Here is a 17,203-nt window from a genome sequence, read left to right as displayed (position 1 = left end):
CGACCAGGCGGCCCCGGCCATCCGGCCGGTCAGGGGTTGTAGGGAGCGTCGGTGTGGCTCACCTCGGCGAGCGTGCTGCCGGACAGCTTGTAGACCGAGGTGCGCTTGATGTCCAGCTCGGCCATGCCCCGGCTGGGGCTGCGGGTCAACCAGACCACGGTGGCCCGCTGTCCGGCCACGCTCACCGACACGACCGGGGTCCGGTCGCCGAGATCGGTCAGCGCCCGGAACACCGGCAGCCCACCGTTGTTGCGCCACACCGCGACGGTGTAGAAGGTGCCGCTGCCCCCGGAGTTGATCGAGACCACGCCGACCGCGTCGTCCGCGCCGTCGCCGTCGAGGTCGCCGATGCCGCAGGGCTTCTGGAGCGTCACGGTCGCGCCGTCCTCGCCCGACCACTGCCCCTCGCTCAACGGCAGGTAGTCCGGATAGCCGTTGTAGGGCGTCTTGCTGCTACCGAGCCTGGCACCCGCCAGATGAGCGCAGGTCAACGGAGCCTTGACCACCGGTGCCGGGGCAGTGGTGGTGACCGCCGGGGCGGTGGCGGGGGCGCTCTTCTTCTGCGGGGTCGGCTCGACGCCGGTGGGCGTCGGCTCGACCGTGGCCGCGTTCAGCACCGAGGCCGTGGAGGGCTCGGCGGACGGGCCGACCGTCGGTGCCGCCCCGTCCTTCGTGCCCTGCTCACCCCCGCACGCGGTGAGCAGGCAGACCAGGGCGAGACTGGTGAGGCTCAACGGTATCCGTCGCATTGCCGGGGGTCCTCTCTCGACATCAGATCACCCGCACCGTACTGATCGATGGCAATGCCGGTCATCGGCTCCACGGCCCGCCCGGGTCGGCCTGTCGGAGCGCCGTCAGGGGCCGACCGGGGGGCCGGCGTACGGTTTCTCCGCCCGGTGCTTACGGACGTGTTGAGCTGGAAACTTCCCCGAAACACCGGTGTCGGCCGGGGTGCCCGGCCGATGCCAGGTGACAGGGTGGCCAACGCCATGGTTCACACCGTGGGAAGCAGGCTGGGCGATGGCCGCGAAGCTGCCTAGACTCGGTCTCACAACTGCATACCTCATCCAGAGGGGCTGAGGGATACGGCCCGACGACGCCCCGGCAACCACCCCGCGCGCTCATCGCTGAGCGTCCGGCGGGGCAGGTGCCAATTCCGTCCCCGCCGCAGGGTGCGATGCGGGGAAAGATGAGAGGAATCGACATGACGTCGACGCTCGCCGCCCCCGGTATCGACACCGCCGCCAGCCCCGCCCGTGCCCTGGTCTGCCGCGCCTGCTCCGCCCGCTACCCGCTCGCCGCGCAGCACGCCTGCTACGAGTGTTTCGGCCCGCTGGAGGTCGACTACGACGCCGCCGCGCTGGCGCGCGTCACCCGCGAGCAGATCGAGGCCGGCCCGCAGAACATCTGGCGGTACGCCGCCCTCCTGCCCGCCGGCCAGGACCCGGCCACCCGGGTCACCCTGGACCCGGGGCTGACCCCGCTGGTGGCGGCCCCCCACCTCGCCGCCGAGCTGGGCATCAGCGCGCCGCTGTGGGTCAAGGACGACAGCGCCAACCCGACCCACTCGTTCAAGGACCGGGTGGTCTCGGTGGCGCTCACCGCCGCGAAGGCGCTCGGCTTCGAGCGGTTCGCCTGCGCCTCGACCGGCAACCTGGCCAACTCGGTGGCCGCCCACGCGGCCCGCGCCGGCGCACCCTCGGTGGTCTTCATCCCGGGCGACCTGGAGCAGGGCAAGGTGATCACCACCGCCGTCTACGGCGGCGACCTGGTCGCCATCGACGGCTCGTACGACGACGTGAACCGGCTCTGCGGCGAACTGGTGGAGACCGACGAGTTCGAGGACACCGCCTTCGTCAACGTCAACGTCCGGCCCTACTACGCCGAGGGCTCCAAGACCCTCGGGTACGAGGTGGCCGAGCAGCTCGGCTGGCGCATCCCGGCCCAGGTGGTCATCCCGATGGCCTCCGGCGAACTGCTCACCAAGATTGACAAGGCGTTCACCGAGCTGGTCGAGATCGGCCTGGTCGAGGCCCCGGCCGGGGGCTGGCGGGTGTTCGGCGCCCAGTCGGCCGGCTGCAACCCGATCGCCGCCGCCCTGCACGCCGACACCGACACCATCACCCCGGTCCGGCCGACCGGCATCGCCAAGTCCCTCAACATCGGCGACCCCGCCGCCGGCCTGTACGCCCTGGAGGCGGTGCGGCGTACCGGCGGCTGGATGGAGTACGTCGACGACGACGAGATCCGCGCCGGCATCCGGCTGCTGGCCCGCACCACGGGCGTCTTCGCCGAGACGGCCGGCGGGGTGACCGTGGCGGTGCTGCGCAAGCTGGTCGAGTCCGGCCGGCTCGACCCGACCGCCGAGACGGTCGTCTTCAACACCGGCGAGGGCCTGAAGACCATCGACGCGGTCGCCGGTCAGGTCGGCCCCACCCACCGGATCAAGCCGTCCCTGCGGGCCGCCCGCGACGCCGGCCTCCTCTCCTGAACCCGGCGCGGTGTCGGCCCCCGTGCGCGGTGTCGGCCCCCGCGTCGGCCCGCCCCCGGTCCGTGCCAGGGTGGTCGACCCATCGGGGTGCGGGTTGCGGTGTCAGTCGGCCGGGATACCGCCTCTCCGGCCCCACTGTGTCGATCATGGGCACAGGATGGCCCGAGTGGATCTCTGGGTGACCGGGTTTTCGCGGTGCGTGGTGAAAACCCGCCGGGAAGGACTTGACGGCAGGAACCGGGCGGCGGAAGATGCTCCGTGCGGGAGGGCTTTCGCCGGAGACTTTTCAAGTTCTTGCGACCCAACGCCGGAGGCGTTGTGCGAACGTCCCTCCCGACCAACGTGAACCGGGGGCCAGCGGAAAACCGCTGGCCCCCGGTGTCGTCCACGGGAAGACTCGCGGCGTGGCCCTGGACATCGCGACGATCGACCGGACCGATCAACCCACCCTCGACGCCCTCTACCGGATCGCGGCCATGGTCGAGGCGACGGAATCCCCCGACCTCCCGCCGCTCTGCCGGCGACGCTTCGAGGCACCGCTGTGGCACCCGATGCCCGGCATCGACACCCGGTGGTCGGTGGCCCGGCTCGACGGGGTGCCCGTCGGCTGGGTCCGGATCAACCTGCACCTGCTGGACAACACCGAGAACGCCAGCATGGAGCTGGCGGTGGACCCGGCGTACCGGCGGCGCGGGGTGGGGCGGGCGTTGTTCGCCCACGTCCGGCGGCTGCTCCGGGAGGCCGGCTGCAAGCGGGTGGTCGGCTCCGCCGTGACCCCGCTGCCGGACGGGCCGGTCGGGGCGACGCCGGGCGGTCCGGGTGGGACGACGCCGGGCGGGCCGGGCGGTCCGGGTGGGACGACGCCGGGCGGGCCGGGCGGTCCGGGTGGGACGACGCCGGGCGGGCCGGGCGGTCCGGATGGGACGACGCCGGGCGGGCCGGGCGGTCCGGGTGGGACGACACCCGATGAGCCTGGTGCGTCGGCGGCGGGTGGGCGGTCGTCGGGCGGCGCGGTCGGGGCGGGGCGGGAGTTTCCCGGGGCCGCCTTCGCGGCGGCGCTGGGTGCCCGGCCGGCGCTGGTGGACGTCCGTCGCCGGCTCGACGTCACCGCGCTCGACCGGGACCGGCTGGCGGCGCTGCGGGCCGGGGCGCGGTCGGCCGCCGCCGGCTACCGCACGGTCCGCTGGCACGGGCACCCACCGTCGGAGCATCTCGCCGACCTCGCCTACCTGGAGGGCCGGATGATGACCGACGCGCCCCTGGGTGACCTGGAGTGGGAACCCGAGCGGGTGGACGCCGAGCGCATCCAGGGCATGGAGCGGGCGCTGGACGCGCGGGGCGTCCGCCGGTACAGCGTCGCCGCCGTGCACGGGGAGTCCGGCCGGCTGGTCGCGTGGAGCGTGCTCAGCCTGGCCGCGAACACCACCCGGCACGCCTGGCAGCAGATCACCATCGTCGACCCGGCCCACCGGGGGCACCGGCTCGGCCTGCTCTGCAAGGCCGAGAACCTCGAACACACCCTGGCGTACGAGCCGGAGCTGAGCGTGGTCGACACCTACAACGCGGCGGCGAACACCCACATGATCGCGATCAACGAGCAGCTCGGGTTCCGGCCGGTGGCCGGGTCCACGGAGTGGCAGTCGACCATCTGATCTGTGACACGCCCCTACTGATCTGGTCGTCATCTGTTGCATGATGGCGGGCATGACGGAGACCCCGCACCCGCTGTACGACAGGCACGCCGACACCCTCCACCGGGCGCTGACCGCGATCACCGAGCGGGGGTACTGGTCCGCGTATCCCGAATCACCCAGCCCCCGGGTGTACGGCGAGACGGCCGCCGCCGACGGCAAGGCCGCCTTCGAGGCGTACCTCGGTGGTGACTTCCCGCTCGACCAGCCCGGCACGGCCGACCGGGTCGCCACCGAGACGAGCCCGTTCGGGGTGGCCCTGGACGTGCGCTACCCGCACCCGGGCGCGGACGAGGTGGTCGCCGCCGCCTCCGCCGCCCTGCCGGCCTGGCGTGACGCCGGCCCGCAGGCCCGGGCGGGGGTGTGCCTGGAGATCCTCGCCCGGTTGCACAGGCACATCTTCGAGCTGGCCAACGCGGTGCAGTTCACCAGCGGGCAGGCGTTCGTGATGGCGTTCCAGGCCGGTGGCGCGCACGCGCTGGACCGGGCCCTGGAGGCGATCGCCTACGCGTACGCCGAGATGACCCGGCACCCGGGGACGGCCGGCTGGGAGAAGGCCGCCGGCAAGGGCGACCCGCTGCGGATGACCAAGACGTTCCACGTGGTGCCGCGCGGGGTGGCCCTGGTGATCGGCTGTAACACCTTCCCGACCTGGAACTCGTACCCCGGGCTGTTCGCCTCGCTGGTCACCGGCAATCCGGTGGTGGTCAAGCCGCACCCCCGCGCGGTGCTGCCCCTGGCGATCACCGTGCGGTACGCCCGGGAGGTGCTCGCCGAGGCCGGCTTCGACCCCGACCTGGTGCTGCTCGCCCCCGAGGCCCCCGGCGAGCAGCTGGCCTCGACGCTGGCCCTGCACCCCGCCGTGAAGATCGTCGACTTCACCGGTTCCACGGGGTACGGCGACTGGCTGGAGGCCAACGCCCGGCAGGCGACGGTCTACACCGAGAAGGCCGGCCTGAACACCGTCGTGATCGACTCCACCGACGACTTCGCCGGGATGTGCCGCAACCTCGGTTTCACCCTGACCCTCTACAGCGGGCAGATGTGCACCACCTCGCAGAACATCCTGATCCCCGCCGCCGGCATCGAGACCGACCAGGGGCACAAGAGCTTCGACGAGGTGGCCGCCGGCATCGCCGCCGCCGTCGGGAAGCTCACCGCCGACCCGGCCCGGGGGGTGGAGCTGACCGGGGCGATCGTCAACGACGGGGTGCTGGAACGGCTCGCCGAGGTCACCAAGGTCGGTGAGGCGGTGCTGGAGTCGCGGGCCGTCACGCACCCGACGCTGCCCGACGCGGTGGTCCGGACGCCGACCATCGTCAAGCTCGCGGCCGCCGACACCGAGGTCTACGGCCGGGAGTGGTTCGGGCCGATCTCGTTCGTCATCGCCACCGACTCAACCGCGCACGGCCTGGAGATCATGCGGTCCACGGTGGGGGAGTGCGGCGCGCTGACCGCCGCCGTCTACTCCACCGACGAGGCGGTGCTGGACGCCGCCGAGGCCGCCGCGATCGACGCCGGGGTGCACCTGTCGGCCAACCTCACCGGCGGGGTCTTCGTCAACCAGTCCGCCGCCTTCTCGGACTTCCACGGCAGCGGCGCGAACCCGGCCGCCAACGCCGCCCTCACCGACGGCGCCTACGTGGCCAACCGCTTCCGCATCGTGCAGTCCCGCCGCCCCGCCTGACCCGCCCCCGCTCTCGCCCCGGTGATCAAGAGCTTCGCGCCAGATCCGGCCTCCGGTCGACCTGGACCTCTTGAGCACCGGGGCCGGGCCGGCGGGGTCGGGCGATCGGAGCGGACGAGCGGGTGGGGGTCAGGCGGGACGGCGCATCTGGAGCTCGTTGAGGGCGGGGATCTTGGGGTGCGGGACGCGTACCCCGGTGTCGGTGAAGCCCAGGCGGTGGTAGGCCCGGCAGGCCCGGTCGTTGCCGACCACCACCTCCAGCATGAGCTGCGGTCGGCCGCAGGCGCGCGACCAGGCGGCGACCTCGTCGATCAGCGCGCCGAGCAGGCCGCTGCCCCGCCAGGAGGGGGTCACGTAGACCGCGTAGACGACGGTCAGGTCCGGCTCGTCGGGGGAGAGGGTGCCGCCCGCGTGCCCGACCAGCCGGCCGCCGGGGTCGGCCACGAACTGGGCGGTGTGACACCCCTGGGACACGTACGCGATCCGGGCCGCGTAGTCGGCGTGCGGCCGGGCGGCGGCCTCGGCGACGGTCTCCAGGAAGGCCAGCGGTGCGTCCGCGAGCATCTCCAGCCGCAGCGCCCGCATCCGGGCCGCGTCCTGCGGACGCACCCGGTGCACGGGGGCCGTGCGGGTCGCCGGTGGGGCCGGGGCAGAGGTCATGGAGGCATGCATACCGCAGCGACGTTCACCGATGGGTAACCGGGTCGATACCCGTCTGATTTGACCAGATTTGTGGTCGTGCGCTGTCGTCACTCCTCGTGTAGCGTGCGATTTCGGTCACCGATTCAGCGGCCCTCACCGACCGCCGCAACGGTGGCTCTCCGCTGTCGGCCCGCCGGCAGTCCGGAGTTGGGGAACGCCGCGCAGAGTGAGGAAGTGCACCGTGGCACAGGGCACCGTCAAGTGGTTCAACTCCGAAAAGGGCTACGGCTTCATCGCCGTCGACGGCGGGCAGGACGTCTTCGTCCACTTCTCCGCCATCGAGATGGATGGCTACAAGGCGCTCGACGACGGTCAGCGGGTGGAGTTCGAGATCGCGCAGGGCCAGAAGGGCCCGCAGGCCGAACGGGTCCGCGTCATCGCCTGACCTCCCACCGGTCCCGCCCCTTCCCGGTGACGGGGCGCGTCGGGTCCCCACCCCCGGGCCGTTGCCCCGGTGGCCGGGCGGGTTCCCACCCGTCGGGTGCGCCCGGGTGACGGCTGGCGGTACCGACCGGTGCCGGGAAAGATCGTGAACCGTCCAGGCGTCCCCGCTGAGGAGGGTTCATGTCCGACCAGTCGCCTTCGGGTCCGCCCGACCCCGCTGCCGGGTCTCCGGGCGGCCCGTGGGGGCAACCGCCCTGGGGTAATCCCGCCGGTCAACAGCCGTGGGGCACGCCCGCCGGTCAGCCCGGCTGGGGCACGCCGCCCGGTCAGCCCGGCTGGGGGACACCCGGAGCGTGGACGCCGGGCTGGGGCCACCCGCCCGCCGGGAGCCTCCCGCCCGGGGCCGGTCCGTATCCGGGCCAGGGCGGCGGACCTGCGCCGTACGCCGGCCCGTGGGGCCCGGAGGACCCGCTGGTCAACCCCCCGTACGCCGGCCTTGAGGGGTGGTTGAGCCGGTGCACCGGCGCGGTGCGGCGCAGTTGGCGGCCCCTGCTGCCGCTGATGCTGCTCACCCAGGTCGTGCCGGCGGTGGCGGTGTCCCTGCTCTCGCTCGGCATGGGCCCCGACGCCACCATGCTGCCCGCCGACGGCTCGCTGCCCGAGGACTACCTCACCGACCTGGTGATCTACGGCGTCTCGGTGTTCCTGGTCGCGCTGGCGTTCGGGGTGGTGCAGGGCATCGGCTGGGCCGGCGGGACCTGGGTGGTGGCCCGGCAGGCCGCCGGGCAACCCGCCGACCTGCCCGGCGCGCTGCGCTACGGCGCGCGCCGCTGCCTCGGCCTGTGGGGCTGGATGCTGGTGCTGGGTGTGCTCGTCGGCGTCGGGTTCTGCCTCTGCCTGCTGCCCGGCATCTACCTGGCTTTCGCCCTCGCCCTGGCCGGCCCCGTCTACCTGTTCGAGGGGCAGAACCCGGTCGGCCGCTCGTTCCGCATGTTCCACGACCGGCTGGGCATGGTGCTCGGCCGGGTGGCGCTGGTCGCCCTGGCGGTGTTCCTGGGCAGCGTGCTCGGCGGGGTGGTGGAGTCGGTCGGCACCCTGCCGTTCGGCACCGACCCGTTCACCGCGCCGGGCACCGCCGTGGGCGCGGTGGCGGTGATCCTGGTCAGCGCGGTGCTGGTCGTCCCGGTCTACCTGGTGCAGCTGGTCGGGCTCGTCGTGACGTACGCCGAGCAGCGGGCGCAGGAGGGGCCGGTGAACGTCACGCGACTGGTGGCGGAACTCGGCTGACCGGCCCCATCGTGCTTGCACTCGGCAGGGGAGAGTGCTAAACAAGTCATTGGCACTCGCATACGATGAGTGCCAATGGTCGGGGCGGTAGGGCCACGGTCACACAGGCGTCTCGATGGCGTCGGGGTGGCACATGGCCGGTCGTCGCGGGCTGTCCGGCCCGACCGAGGAGGACGTCGTCGTCGCCAGGTGGCGACGTCCCCAAGGTGCGTACACCAGGCGGCCCGTCCGGGGCACAACACCCGGGTGGCCCGTGAGTGTCCAGGAGGACAACGCCGTATGGCCAAGATGATCGCGTTCGACGAAGAGGCTCGCCGCGGCCTCGAGCGGGGCATGAACCAGCTCGCCGACGCCGTGAAGGTGACCCTCGGCCCCAAGGGCCGCAACGTGGTGCTCGAGAAGAAGTGGGGTGCCCCCACCATCACCAACGATGGTGTGAGCATCGCCAAGGAGATCGAGCTCGAGGACCCGTACGAGAAGATCGGCGCCGAGCTGGTCAAGGAGGTCGCCAAGAAGACCGACGACGTCGCCGGTGACGGCACGACGACGGCGACCGTCCTGGCCCAGGCCCTGGTGCGCGAGGGTCTGCGCAACGTGGCCGCCGGTGCCAACCCGATGGCCCTGAAGCGGGGCATCGAGGCCGCCGTGGCCAGCGTCTCGGAGGAGCTGTCCAAGCTCGCCAAGGACGTCGAGACCAAGGAGCAGATCGCCTCCACCGCCTCCATCTCCGCCGGTGACAGCACCGTCGGCGAGATCATCGCCGAGGCGATGGACAAGGTCGGCAAGGAAGGCGTCATCACCGTCGAGGAGAGCAACACCTTCGGGCTGGAGCTGGAGCTCACCGAGGGCATGCGCTTCGACAAGGGCTACATCTCCGCGTACTTCATGACCGACCCGGAGCGTATGGAGGCCGTCTTCGACGACCCGTACCTCCTGATCGTCAACAGCAAGATCTCGTCGGTGAAGGACCTGCTCCCGATCCTGGAGAAGGTCATGCAGTCGGGCAAGCCGCTGCTGATCATCGCCGAGGACCTGGAGGGCGAGGCCCTCGCCACCCTGGTCGTCAACAAGGTCCGGGGCACCTTCAAGTCGGTCGCCGTCAAGGCGCCGGGCTTCGGTGACCGCCGCAAGGCCATGCTGACCGACATCGCCATCCTCACCGGTGGCCAGGTCATCAGCGAGGAGGTCGGCCTCAAGCTCGACGCCGTCGGCCTCGACATGCTGGGCCGCGCCCGCAAGGTCGTGGTGACCAAGGACGAGACCACCATCGTCGACGGTGCCGGCGACGCCGACCAGATCCAGGGCCGGGTCAACCAGATCCGGGCCGAGATCGACAAGAGCGACTCCGACTACGACCGCGAGAAGCTGCAGGAGCGGCTGGCCAAGCTGGCCGGCGGCGTCGCGGTGATCAAGGTCGGCGCGGCCACCGAGGTCGAGCTGAAGGAGCGCAAGCACCGCATCGAGGACGCCGTCCGCAACGCGAAGGCCGCCGTCGAGGAGGGCATCGTCCCGGGTGGTGGCGTCGCGCTGGTGCAGGCCGGCAAGACCGCCTTCGACAAGCTGGACCTGACCGGCGACGAGGCCACCGGCGCGCAGATCGTCAAGATCGCGCTGGACGCCCCGCTGCGGCAGATCGCCGTCAACGCCGGCCTGGAGGGTGGCGTGGTCGTCGAGCGCGTCCGCAACCTGGACGCCGGGCACGGCCTCAACGCCGCCAGCGGTGAGTACGTCGACCTGCTGGCCGCGGGCATCATCGACCCGGCCAAGGTGACCCGGTCGGCGCTGCAGAACGCCTCGTCGATCGCGGCGCTCTTCCTCACCACCGAGGCCGTCGTGGCGGACAAGCCGGAGAAGACCCCGGCCGCCCCGGCTGGCCCGGGTGGCGGGGACATGGACTTCTGAGTCCAGCTCCAACACCGCAACGGGGCGGGCCGCGCGAGCGGTCCGCCCCGTTGCGTGTCCGTGGCCCGTCCCATCCGGGCCGGCTCACCCCGGGGACGGGGAGCGGTCAGCGGCGGGCCGCCCGCACCGCCGCGTAGGCGTCGACCAGCCCGGCCCCGCTCGACGCTGTCACCGGGCCGCAACTGAGATCGGCGGGCCCGGCCGGTTGCGCGGTGTCCCGCAGGATGCTCCGGGTCCGGGTCAGGTCGCCGACCAGCGCCGGATTCGCCGACCACATCAGCGCCACCACCCCCGCCACCTGCGGGGTGGCCATCGAGGTGCCGTCCAGCGTGGCGTAACCGCCGCCGGGCATCGCGGAGGTGATCCCCTCCCCCGGGGCGACCAGATCCGGCTTGACCACCCCACCCGCGACGGGACCCCGGCTGGAGAACTCGGCGACCACCCGGTCCCGGTTCACCGCCCCCACCGTCAGCACGTCCGCGTACGGGGCCGGCGGGTCGACGATCGACCGGCAGTCCGGGCCGGTGTTCCCGGCGGCGGCCACCACCAGGATGCCCGCCGCCTCCAGGGCGGCGGTCGCCGGACGGAGCGCCCCCGGGTCACAGCCCTCCACCGGTGGGCACCCCCACGAGTTGGTCAGCACGTCCGGGGCGCGCGCCGGGCGTCCGTCGGTGAACGGGTCGCCACCGGCCGGGAACGGGGCCAGCATGAACTGGAGACAGTCCAGGTAGTGCGCCGGGCTGCCCAGGTTGCGATCGAGGTTGACACAGCCCACCCACTGCGCGCCGGGAGCCACCCCGATGCCGTCGCGCCCCACGGCGCTGCCCGCGGTGTGGGTGCCGTGACCGCCGGAGTCGGCGGGGGAACGGGTGTGGTTCCACGGGTCGTACCAGGAGTCGTCGCCGCCCCGGAAGCCGGCGGCCAACGCCGGGTGGGTGCCGTCGACCCCGGAGTCGGAGCTGCCGACCACCACGCCGGAGCCGGTGACGGACAGCTCCGACCAGACCCGGTCGGCCCGGATCATCCGCAGGTTCCACTCCGGCCCGGTCGGTGCGGGCTGGTCGCCCCGGCTGACCGGGGCCGGTGCGGGCAACGGGCGCAGCCGCTGGCTGACCAGCACCCGGGCCACCTCGGGCCGACCGGAGAGCCAGGCCCGCACCGCCGGCCCGCCGTCGGTCTCGATCGCGTTGACCAGGTAGTACGGCGTCGGGTCGAGGCCCAGCCGGCTCAGGTCCCGGCGCAGCCCGCCCTGGGTGCGTTCGGCGGTGGCGACGAGCCTGCGGTAGACCTCGGCGGTCCGCGCCTCCCGGCCCGCCCGACCTGGCGTACCGGCGGGGATACCGGAGAGGTCTGCCTGCTCGCGGAGCACCACCAGCAGCCGCTCGCCGTACAGGCCGGGCTGGCCGGCGGCCACGTCGACCACCCCGACGGTGAGCAGCAGGACGGCCGCGCCCGACGCGGCGACCAGCCGGCGCGGCGCGCGCCCGCGTGGCCGGGCGAGCAGCACCCCGTACCCGATGGCCAGCAGGAGCGCGACGGCGAACCCGACGCCCGAGGCGACCGCGACCCAGTACGGGACGTCGCGGGTGGTGGCCAGCAGGACCGAGATCTCCTCCGGGTCGGTGAGCGCCAGCGGGCCGAACACCGCCAGGCCGACCAGCCAGCGCACCGGCGCGGCACCGGCGGGCCGGCCGGCCCGCCGGGCCGCCACCTGGCACGCGCCCAGCGCGAACCCGACGGGCGGGACGAAGAGCAGCGCGGGAAGCTGGACGCCCGAGTGGCCGGTGCCCGCGCCGACCAGCAGCAGGACCACCCCGGCGACCAGGCCGCCGACCAGCACGGTACGGGCGGCCCGGGGTGGCCCGTCGCCGGTGAAGGGGGCCCAGAACCGGTCGTCGAGCAGCGCCCCGGCCAGCAGGCCGACCGCCGTCGCGGCGAGCGCGGCGAGCACCGTCTCCAGCAGGCCGCCCAGCGCGCCGAACCGGACCCACGGCAGCAGTAGCGCCAGCCCGGCGGCGACCGCCAGCAGGGTGACCGCCTGCGGCCGGCCGACCCCGCCACCCGGTCCGCGACCGTGGTCGGCCTGCTGGTCGCTCCGCCGGCCCTGGTCGGCGGGCGTGGCGGGCCCGGACGTGGGGCCGGTGCCCCCGGGCGCGGTGGTCGGGGCGGGCACGGCGGTGGTCGGCCGGGCCGGGGCGGGCACGGCGGCCGGCCGGGCCGGGGCGGGCAGCCGGCTGGTCAGCAGCGCGAGCAGCGTCGCCGTCGCGGCCAGCGCGGCCAGGTACGCCTCGTGGTGGACCTGCGGCAGTGCCCGCAGCGACCCGAGGGCGACCAGGGCGAGCGCGGCGGCGAGCCAGGACCGACCGGTGCCCCGGACCCGGGGGGAGCGGGGGAGCAGGGCCAGCAGCAGCGCGGGCAGGCCGACCAGCAGGGCGGTGGCCAGGCTGAGGGCGGGCCAGAGCCACGCCTGCCGGTCCCATCCCGCGGCCACCTGCAACTGCTCGACCGACCAGCCGACCGCCTGGAGCAGCACGGCGAGGGTGACCGTCCAGCCGCCGGCGAGGGCGGCGGCCACCACCGGCCACGGGCTCGACGGACGGGCGGCGGCGCTCGGCGGGAAGCCGTATCCCGGTGGCGGGGGTGTGTCGGCCAGCATCCGGAAACAGTACGACGCGTCGCTGCCGCTACGACCAGGCCGGGAGCCACAGCCGCGCGGCGCGTCGCCAGCCAGCGCCTCCCGCTGCTCCGAGCGCCCGACCATGTTGACGGAGAGTGGTCATCGTCTCGGCGGTCATGCGTACCCATGGTCACCGGTCGGACGGTGGGGAATCCGGCCGGTTCCGGGCCTGCTGCGGGTGGGACCGGGCGGGTTACGGTGGACGGGTGCGTGACCCCAATGTGACCCGATCCGCCGCCGGTCAACTCTCCCCGCAGCGCCGCGCCGCGGATCTGCGCCGGCTCCGGGCCGAGCGGTTCGACGTGCTGGTCATCGGAGGCGGGGCGACCGGGGCCGGTGCCGCGCTCGACGCCGCCTCGCGGGGGCTCAAGGTCGCCCTGGTCGAGGCCCGCGACTTCGCCGCCGGCACCTCCAGCCGGTCCAGCAAGCTGATCCACGGCGGCCTGCGCTACCTGGAGCAGTTGGAGTTCCACCTGGTCCACGAGGCACTGACCGAGCGCGGGCTGCTCGCCACCCGGCTCGCCCCGCACCTGGTCCGGCCGGTCCCGTTCCTGATCCCGCTGCCCGCCGGGCGGGGGCTGCGCGACCTGCCGGCCCGGCTGTTCCGCCGCTCCTACTACGGGGCCGGCGTGGCCGCCTACGACGCCTTCGCCGGGCTGTTCGGCACCGGCCGGGGAATGCCGCTGCACCGGCACCTGACCCGGGAGGGTGCCCGCCGGGTCTTCCCCAGCCTGCGGGCCGACGCGCTGGCCGGGGCCATCCGCTACTACGACGGGCAGGTCGACGACGCCCGGCTGGTGGTGACCCTGGCCCGCACCGCCGCCAGCCTCGGCGCGACCGTGGTGAGCAGCGCCCGTGCCGTCGGGCTGGTGCGGCAGGCCCGGGAGGTCACCGGGGTCCGGGTCCGCGACCTGGAGGCGACCCCCGGCTCCCCCGACGCCGAGTTCGAGGTACGCGCCCGTACCGTCATCGCCGCGACCGGCGTGTGGAGCGACGACATGTCCCGGATGCTCAACGACGTCGGGCTCCGCCCCGGCGTGCGGGTCCGGGCCTCCAAGGGGGTGCACCTGGTGGTGCCCCGCTCGGCGATCACCGGCGAGACCGGGCTGATCGTGCGCACCGCGACCAGTGTGCTGTTCGTCATCCCCTGGGGCGGGCACTGGATCATCGGCACCACCGACACCGACTGGCGGCTCGACCGTTCCCACCCGGCCGCCTCCGCCCGCGACATCCAGTACCTGCTCGACCAGGTCAATCTCGTCCTGGACCGGCCGCTGTCCAGCGCCGACATCGAGGGCGTCTACGCCGGGCTGCGTCCGCTGCTGGCCGGCGAGGCCGACTCCACCTCGAAGCTCTCCCGGGAACACGCCGTCTTCGAGCCGATGCTCGGGCTGCTGCTGGTGGCCGGCGGCAAGTACACGACCTACCGGGTGATGGCCGCCGACGTCGTCGACCGGGCCGCCCACCGGCTCGGCGGCGTACGTCCCTCGCGCACCGCCGACCTGCCGCTGCTCGGCGCCGACGGGTACGCCGCGATGTGGCGGGACCGGGCCGACCTGGCCCGCCGGCACGGGGTGCCCGTCGGGGTGGTCGAACACCTGCTGGAGCGGTACGGCACGCTCACCCTGGAGGTGCTGGCGCTGATCGCCGCCGACCCGCTGCTCGCCTCACCGCTGGCCGGCGCACCCGAGTACCTGGCCGCCGAGGTGACCTACGCCACCCGCTCCGAGGGGGCGCTGCACCTGGAGGACGTGCTGACCCGGCGTACCCGGATCTCCTTCGAGACGGCCCATCGGGGCCTCGACTCGGCCGGGCACACGGCGGAGCTGATGGGGGCGGTGCTCGGCTGGGACGCGGCCACCCGGGAGCGGGAGATCGCGCACTACCGCGCCCGGGTCGAGGCCGAGCGGGAGTCGCAGCTCATGCCGGACGACGCGACCGCCGACGCGGCCCGCCTCGGTGCCCCCGACGTCCGGGGTTTCGCCGCCGACCGGGGTGTCGACGGTGTCGAGGACGGTCCGCTGCACCTGCCGACGTCTTCCCTCTGACCGGCCCCGGGGCCGGTTCCACCAGGCGGTGCGGGGCCGGTCGGCCGGTTCCGGACGGCGGCGGGGTGGGATAGGTTCCGGCCCGTGGTTCCCCCTCAGTGGTCACGCGCGCTCCTCGTCCCCGCCGTCATGACGGTCACCCTGACCGGCTGCGCGATGGCCGACCGGGAGGGCGGGTCCACACCGGAGGGCCGGGGCGGGACGACAGCGCCGGGGGCGAGCCGGGTCAGCCTGATGCAGAAACTCGGCGAGGACGGTCCACTGCGCTCGCTGACCGTCGAGCCGGACGGCCGGTGGGAGTGCGCCGACTGCGCCGGCGACGGGGTCACCTCGGCCGGTGCCCTGGACCCGGAGCAGGTCCAGCGGTTGCACCGGCTGCTGGCCGACCCGCGGCTGGCCCAGGAGACCGACCAGGCCCGCCGGTACCGGGCGACCTGCATCGACGCGTTGACGTCCAGCCTGCTCACCACGGCCGGCCTGATCACCTCGCAGGACTGCCCGGGTGAGGAACGACCGGCGGTGGCCGGCGAGATCCTGCTCCTGCTCACCCAGGCGACCCCGGCCGAGCCGGCCCGCTGAGCCTTTCCGGCCCGCTGAGCCTTTCCGGCCCGCTCAGAGCACCTTGCCCGGGTTGAACAGCCCGGCGGGGTCGAGCGCCGCCTTGATCGCCTGATGCACCCGGACGCCGACCGGACCGATCTCCCGGGCCAGCCAGTCCCGCTTGAGCAGCCCGACGCCGTGCTCGCCGGTGCAGGTGCCACCGAGTTCCAATCCGAGCCGGATGATCTCGTCGAAGGCCCGTCGGCCCCGTTCCAGGCTCGCCGGGTCGGCCCGGTCCACCACGATGTTCGGGTGCAGGTTGCCGTCACCGGCGTGGCCTACCACCCCGATCGGCACCCCGCACTCGGTGGCGATCCGGGCCACCCCGTCCAGCAGCGTCGCGAGCGCCCCCCGGGGCACCGCCACGTCGTCGATGATCAGGCCGCCGTTGCCGTCCGGGTAGGTGTCGACGGCGAACTTCTCCATCGCCGGGTGGGCCAGCCGGCGGGCCTGGAGCAGCGCCGCCGCCTCCACGGCGTCGGTCGCCGCGTAGACCTCCTGTGCGCCGGCCGCCGTGCAGACCTCGGCGATCCGGGCCAGGTCGTCCGCCGCCCGGGGGCCGGTGTCGGCGGCGGCGAGCAGCAGCGCCTGCGCGTCGGTCCGCAACCCCATCGGCCGGTACGCCTCGATAGCCCGCAGGTGCGTCCGGTCCAGCAGCTCCAGCAGGCTCGGGGTGAGCCCCTGCGCGGCGATCCCGGCCACCGCCGTACCCGCCCCGGCGGTCGAGCCGAAGACCGCCACCATGGTCAGCGACTCCTCCGGCGCGGGCCGTAGCGCCACGGTGACCTCGGTGATCACGCCGAGGGTGCCCTCCGCGCCGACGAAGAGCCGGGTCAGGTCGTACCCGGCCACGCCCTTGGCGGTACGCCGCCCGGTGCGCAGCACCTCACCGGAGGCCAGCACCACCTCCAGCCCGAGGACGTACTCGGTGGTCACCCCGTACTTGACGCAGCACATTCCCCCGGCGTTGGTGGAGACGTTGCCGCCGATGGTGGAGGACTCCCAGGAACCCGGGTCGGGCGGGTAGTACAGGCCCTGTTCCCGGACGGCGCGGGCCAGCGTGGCGTTCACCACGCCCGGCTGCACCACGGCGATCCGGGCCACCGGATCGATCTCCCGGATCGCGGTCATCGCGACGGTGCTCACCACCACCGCGCCGTCCACCGCGTTCGCCGCGCCGGCGAGGCCGGTCCGCGCCCCCTGCGGCACCACCGGTACGCCGTGCCGGGCCGCCGCCCGGACCACCGCCACCACCTGGGCCGTGTCCCGGGGACGGACTACCACCAGCGGCGTGCCGGCGGCGCAGAGATCCGCCTCGTCGCGCCGGTGCAGCCGCAGCAGGTCCGGGTCGGTGAGGACGGCCTCGTCGCCGAGGGCCGCCCGCAGGTCGTCGAGGAGGGGGGAGCCAGCCATGCGGCCGAGGCTAACCGGCGGCTAGATTGGCCGCCATGCTGTACCTGGACCGGCCCGCCTGGCCGTGGCGCGGTCGGCTCTGGTCGCACCTGATCAGTGACGTCTCCCCGGCCGAGCTGCACGTGTTCGCCGAGACGCTGGGGGTGCCCCGGCGCGGGTTCGACCGGGACCACTACGACATCCCCGCCGACCGGTTCGCCGTGGCGGTGTGGCTCGGTGCCCGGGTGGTGCCCAGCCGGGAGATCGTCCGGCTGCTGTACGCCTCCGGCCTGCGCCGCCCCAAACACCTCAACCCGGGCGCCGGTGACGCCGGACGGTGAG

The 17,203-nt window shown here is 73.9% G+C and carries 13 protein-coding genes and 1 riboswitch; of the genes, 9 read left to right on the top strand and 4 right to left on the bottom strand.

The features are described from left to right. Positions 1–29: 29 nt before the first annotated feature. Complete coding sequence (locus tag ACN261_RS06285) at positions 30–734, bottom strand: hypothetical protein (protein ID WP_421484380.1); 705 nt, start codon at positions 732–734, stop codon at positions 30–32. A gap of 326 nt (positions 735–1,060) precedes the next feature. After that, a riboswitch (SAM riboswitch) is annotated at positions 1,061–1,196 on the top strand. An 8-nt stretch (positions 1,197–1,204) separates the two neighbouring features. On the opposite strand from ACN261_RS06285, the gene thrC reads away from it, so the two are divergent. From thrC to paaN, 3 genes are all read left to right on the top strand, one after another. Then, positions 1,205–2,491 (top strand): threonine synthase, encoded by a 1,287-nt coding sequence (gene thrC, locus ACN261_RS06280; protein WP_204924705.1) that lies wholly within the window; start codon positions 1,205–1,207, stop codon positions 2,489–2,491. Between the two features lie 404 nt (positions 2,492–2,895). After that, entirely contained in the window at positions 2,896–4,143 is a 1,248-nt protein-coding gene (locus ACN261_RS06275) for a GNAT family N-acetyltransferase (protein WP_425848873.1), read from the top strand. Positions 4,144–4,195: 52 nt separating this feature from the next. Continuing rightward, positions 4,196–5,869 (top strand): phenylacetic acid degradation protein PaaN, encoded by a 1,674-nt coding sequence (gene paaN, locus ACN261_RS06270; protein ID WP_421484378.1) that lies wholly within the window; start codon positions 4,196–4,198, stop codon positions 5,867–5,869. Positions 5,870–5,998: 129 nt separating this feature from the next. On the opposite strand, the gene ACN261_RS06265 is transcribed toward paaN, so the two are convergent. Beyond that, on the bottom strand, positions 5,999–6,529 hold the full coding sequence (locus tag ACN261_RS06265) for a GNAT family N-acetyltransferase (RefSeq protein WP_363650674.1): 531 nt from the start codon (positions 6,527–6,529) through the stop codon (positions 5,999–6,001). Between the two features lie 223 nt (positions 6,530–6,752). Between ACN261_RS06265 and ACN261_RS06260 the strand changes: the two genes are divergently transcribed. The 3 genes from ACN261_RS06260 to groL all read left to right on the top strand — a co-directional run bounded on the left by ACN261_RS06260 (position 6,753) and on the right by groL (position 10,144). Beyond that, a complete protein-coding gene (locus tag ACN261_RS06260) occupies positions 6,753–6,956 on the top strand; it encodes a cold-shock protein (protein ID WP_067305333.1) in 204 nt (67 codons plus the stop codon). 506 nt (positions 6,957–7,462) lie between these two features. After that, on the top strand, positions 7,463–8,242 hold the full coding sequence (locus tag ACN261_RS06255; RefSeq protein WP_425848869.1) for a hypothetical protein: 780 nt from the start codon (positions 7,463–7,465) through the stop codon (positions 8,240–8,242). 279 nt (positions 8,243–8,521) lie between these two features. Then, positions 8,522–10,144, top strand: coding sequence for a chaperonin GroEL (gene groL, locus ACN261_RS06250; RefSeq protein ID WP_421484376.1), 1,623 nt, complete (start codon positions 8,522–8,524; stop codon positions 10,142–10,144). 106 nt (positions 10,145–10,250) lie between these two features. Here the strand turns inward: groL and ACN261_RS06245 are convergent, their stop codons facing one another. After that, the gene (locus tag ACN261_RS06245) at positions 10,251–12,905 is read right to left on the bottom strand and encodes a S8 family serine peptidase (RefSeq protein ID WP_421484375.1); all 2,655 of its coding nucleotides are present in this window, start codon (positions 12,903–12,905) and stop codon (positions 10,251–10,253) included. Between the two features lie 122 nt (positions 12,906–13,027). On the opposite strand from ACN261_RS06245, the gene ACN261_RS06240 reads away from it, so the two are divergent. After that, entirely contained in the window at positions 13,028–14,869 is a 1,842-nt protein-coding gene (locus ACN261_RS06240; protein ID WP_425848866.1) for a glycerol-3-phosphate dehydrogenase/oxidase, read from the top strand. 84 nt (positions 14,870–14,953) lie between these two features. Further along, a complete protein-coding gene (locus ACN261_RS06235; RefSeq protein WP_425848864.1) occupies positions 14,954–15,448 on the top strand; it encodes a hypothetical protein in 495 nt (164 codons plus the stop codon). A gap of 33 nt (positions 15,449–15,481) precedes the next feature. Here ACN261_RS06235 and ACN261_RS06230 read toward each other — a convergent pair whose 3' ends face one another. Then, on the bottom strand, positions 15,482–16,882 hold the full coding sequence (locus ACN261_RS06230; protein ID WP_421484372.1) for an FAD-binding oxidoreductase: 1,401 nt from the start codon (positions 16,880–16,882) through the stop codon (positions 15,482–15,484). A gap of 35 nt (positions 16,883–16,917) precedes the next feature. Here ACN261_RS06230 and ACN261_RS06225 point away from each other — a divergent pair, with 35 nt between their 5' ends. Further along, a complete protein-coding gene (locus tag ACN261_RS06225) occupies positions 16,918–17,202 on the top strand; it encodes a DUF4031 domain-containing protein (RefSeq protein ID WP_421484371.1) in 285 nt (94 codons plus the stop codon). Position 17,203: the final 1 nt, after the last annotated feature.

The sequence above is a fragment of the Micromonospora sp. WMMD723 genome (assembly GCF_049863385.1).
Lineage (GTDB): Bacteria > Actinomycetota > Actinomycetes > Mycobacteriales > Micromonosporaceae > Micromonospora > Micromonospora wenchangensis.
The sequence above is the reverse complement of the archived record's forward strand: the minus strand, read 5'-3'. Positions and strand labels throughout refer to the sequence as shown.

Excerpts from the sequence above, each read along its gene's own strand:
- thrC (WP_204924705.1), top strand. The coding sequence starts at position 1,205 with ATGACGTCGACGCTCGCCGCCCCCGGTATCGACACCGCCGCCAGCCCC.
- paaN (WP_421484378.1), top strand. The coding sequence starts at position 4,196 with ATGACGGAGACCCCGCACCCGCTGTACGACAGGCACGCCGACACCCTC.
- ACN261_RS06265 (WP_363650674.1), bottom strand. The coding sequence starts at position 6,529 with ATGACCTCTGCCCCGGCCCCACCGGCGACCCGCACGGCCCCCGTGCAC.
- groL (WP_421484376.1), top strand. The coding sequence starts at position 8,522 with ATGGCCAAGATGATCGCGTTCGACGAAGAGGCTCGCCGCGGCCTCGAG.
- ACN261_RS06245 (WP_421484375.1), bottom strand. The coding sequence starts at position 12,905 with ATGGTCGGGCGCTCGGAGCAGCGGGAGGCGCTGGCTGGCGACGCGCCG.
- ACN261_RS06230 (WP_421484372.1), bottom strand. The coding sequence starts at position 16,882 with ATGGCTGGCTCCCCCCTCCTCGACGACCTGCGGGCGGCCCTCGGCGAC.
- ACN261_RS06225 (WP_421484371.1), top strand. The coding sequence starts at position 16,918 with ATGCTGTACCTGGACCGGCCCGCCTGGCCGTGGCGCGGTCGGCTCTGG.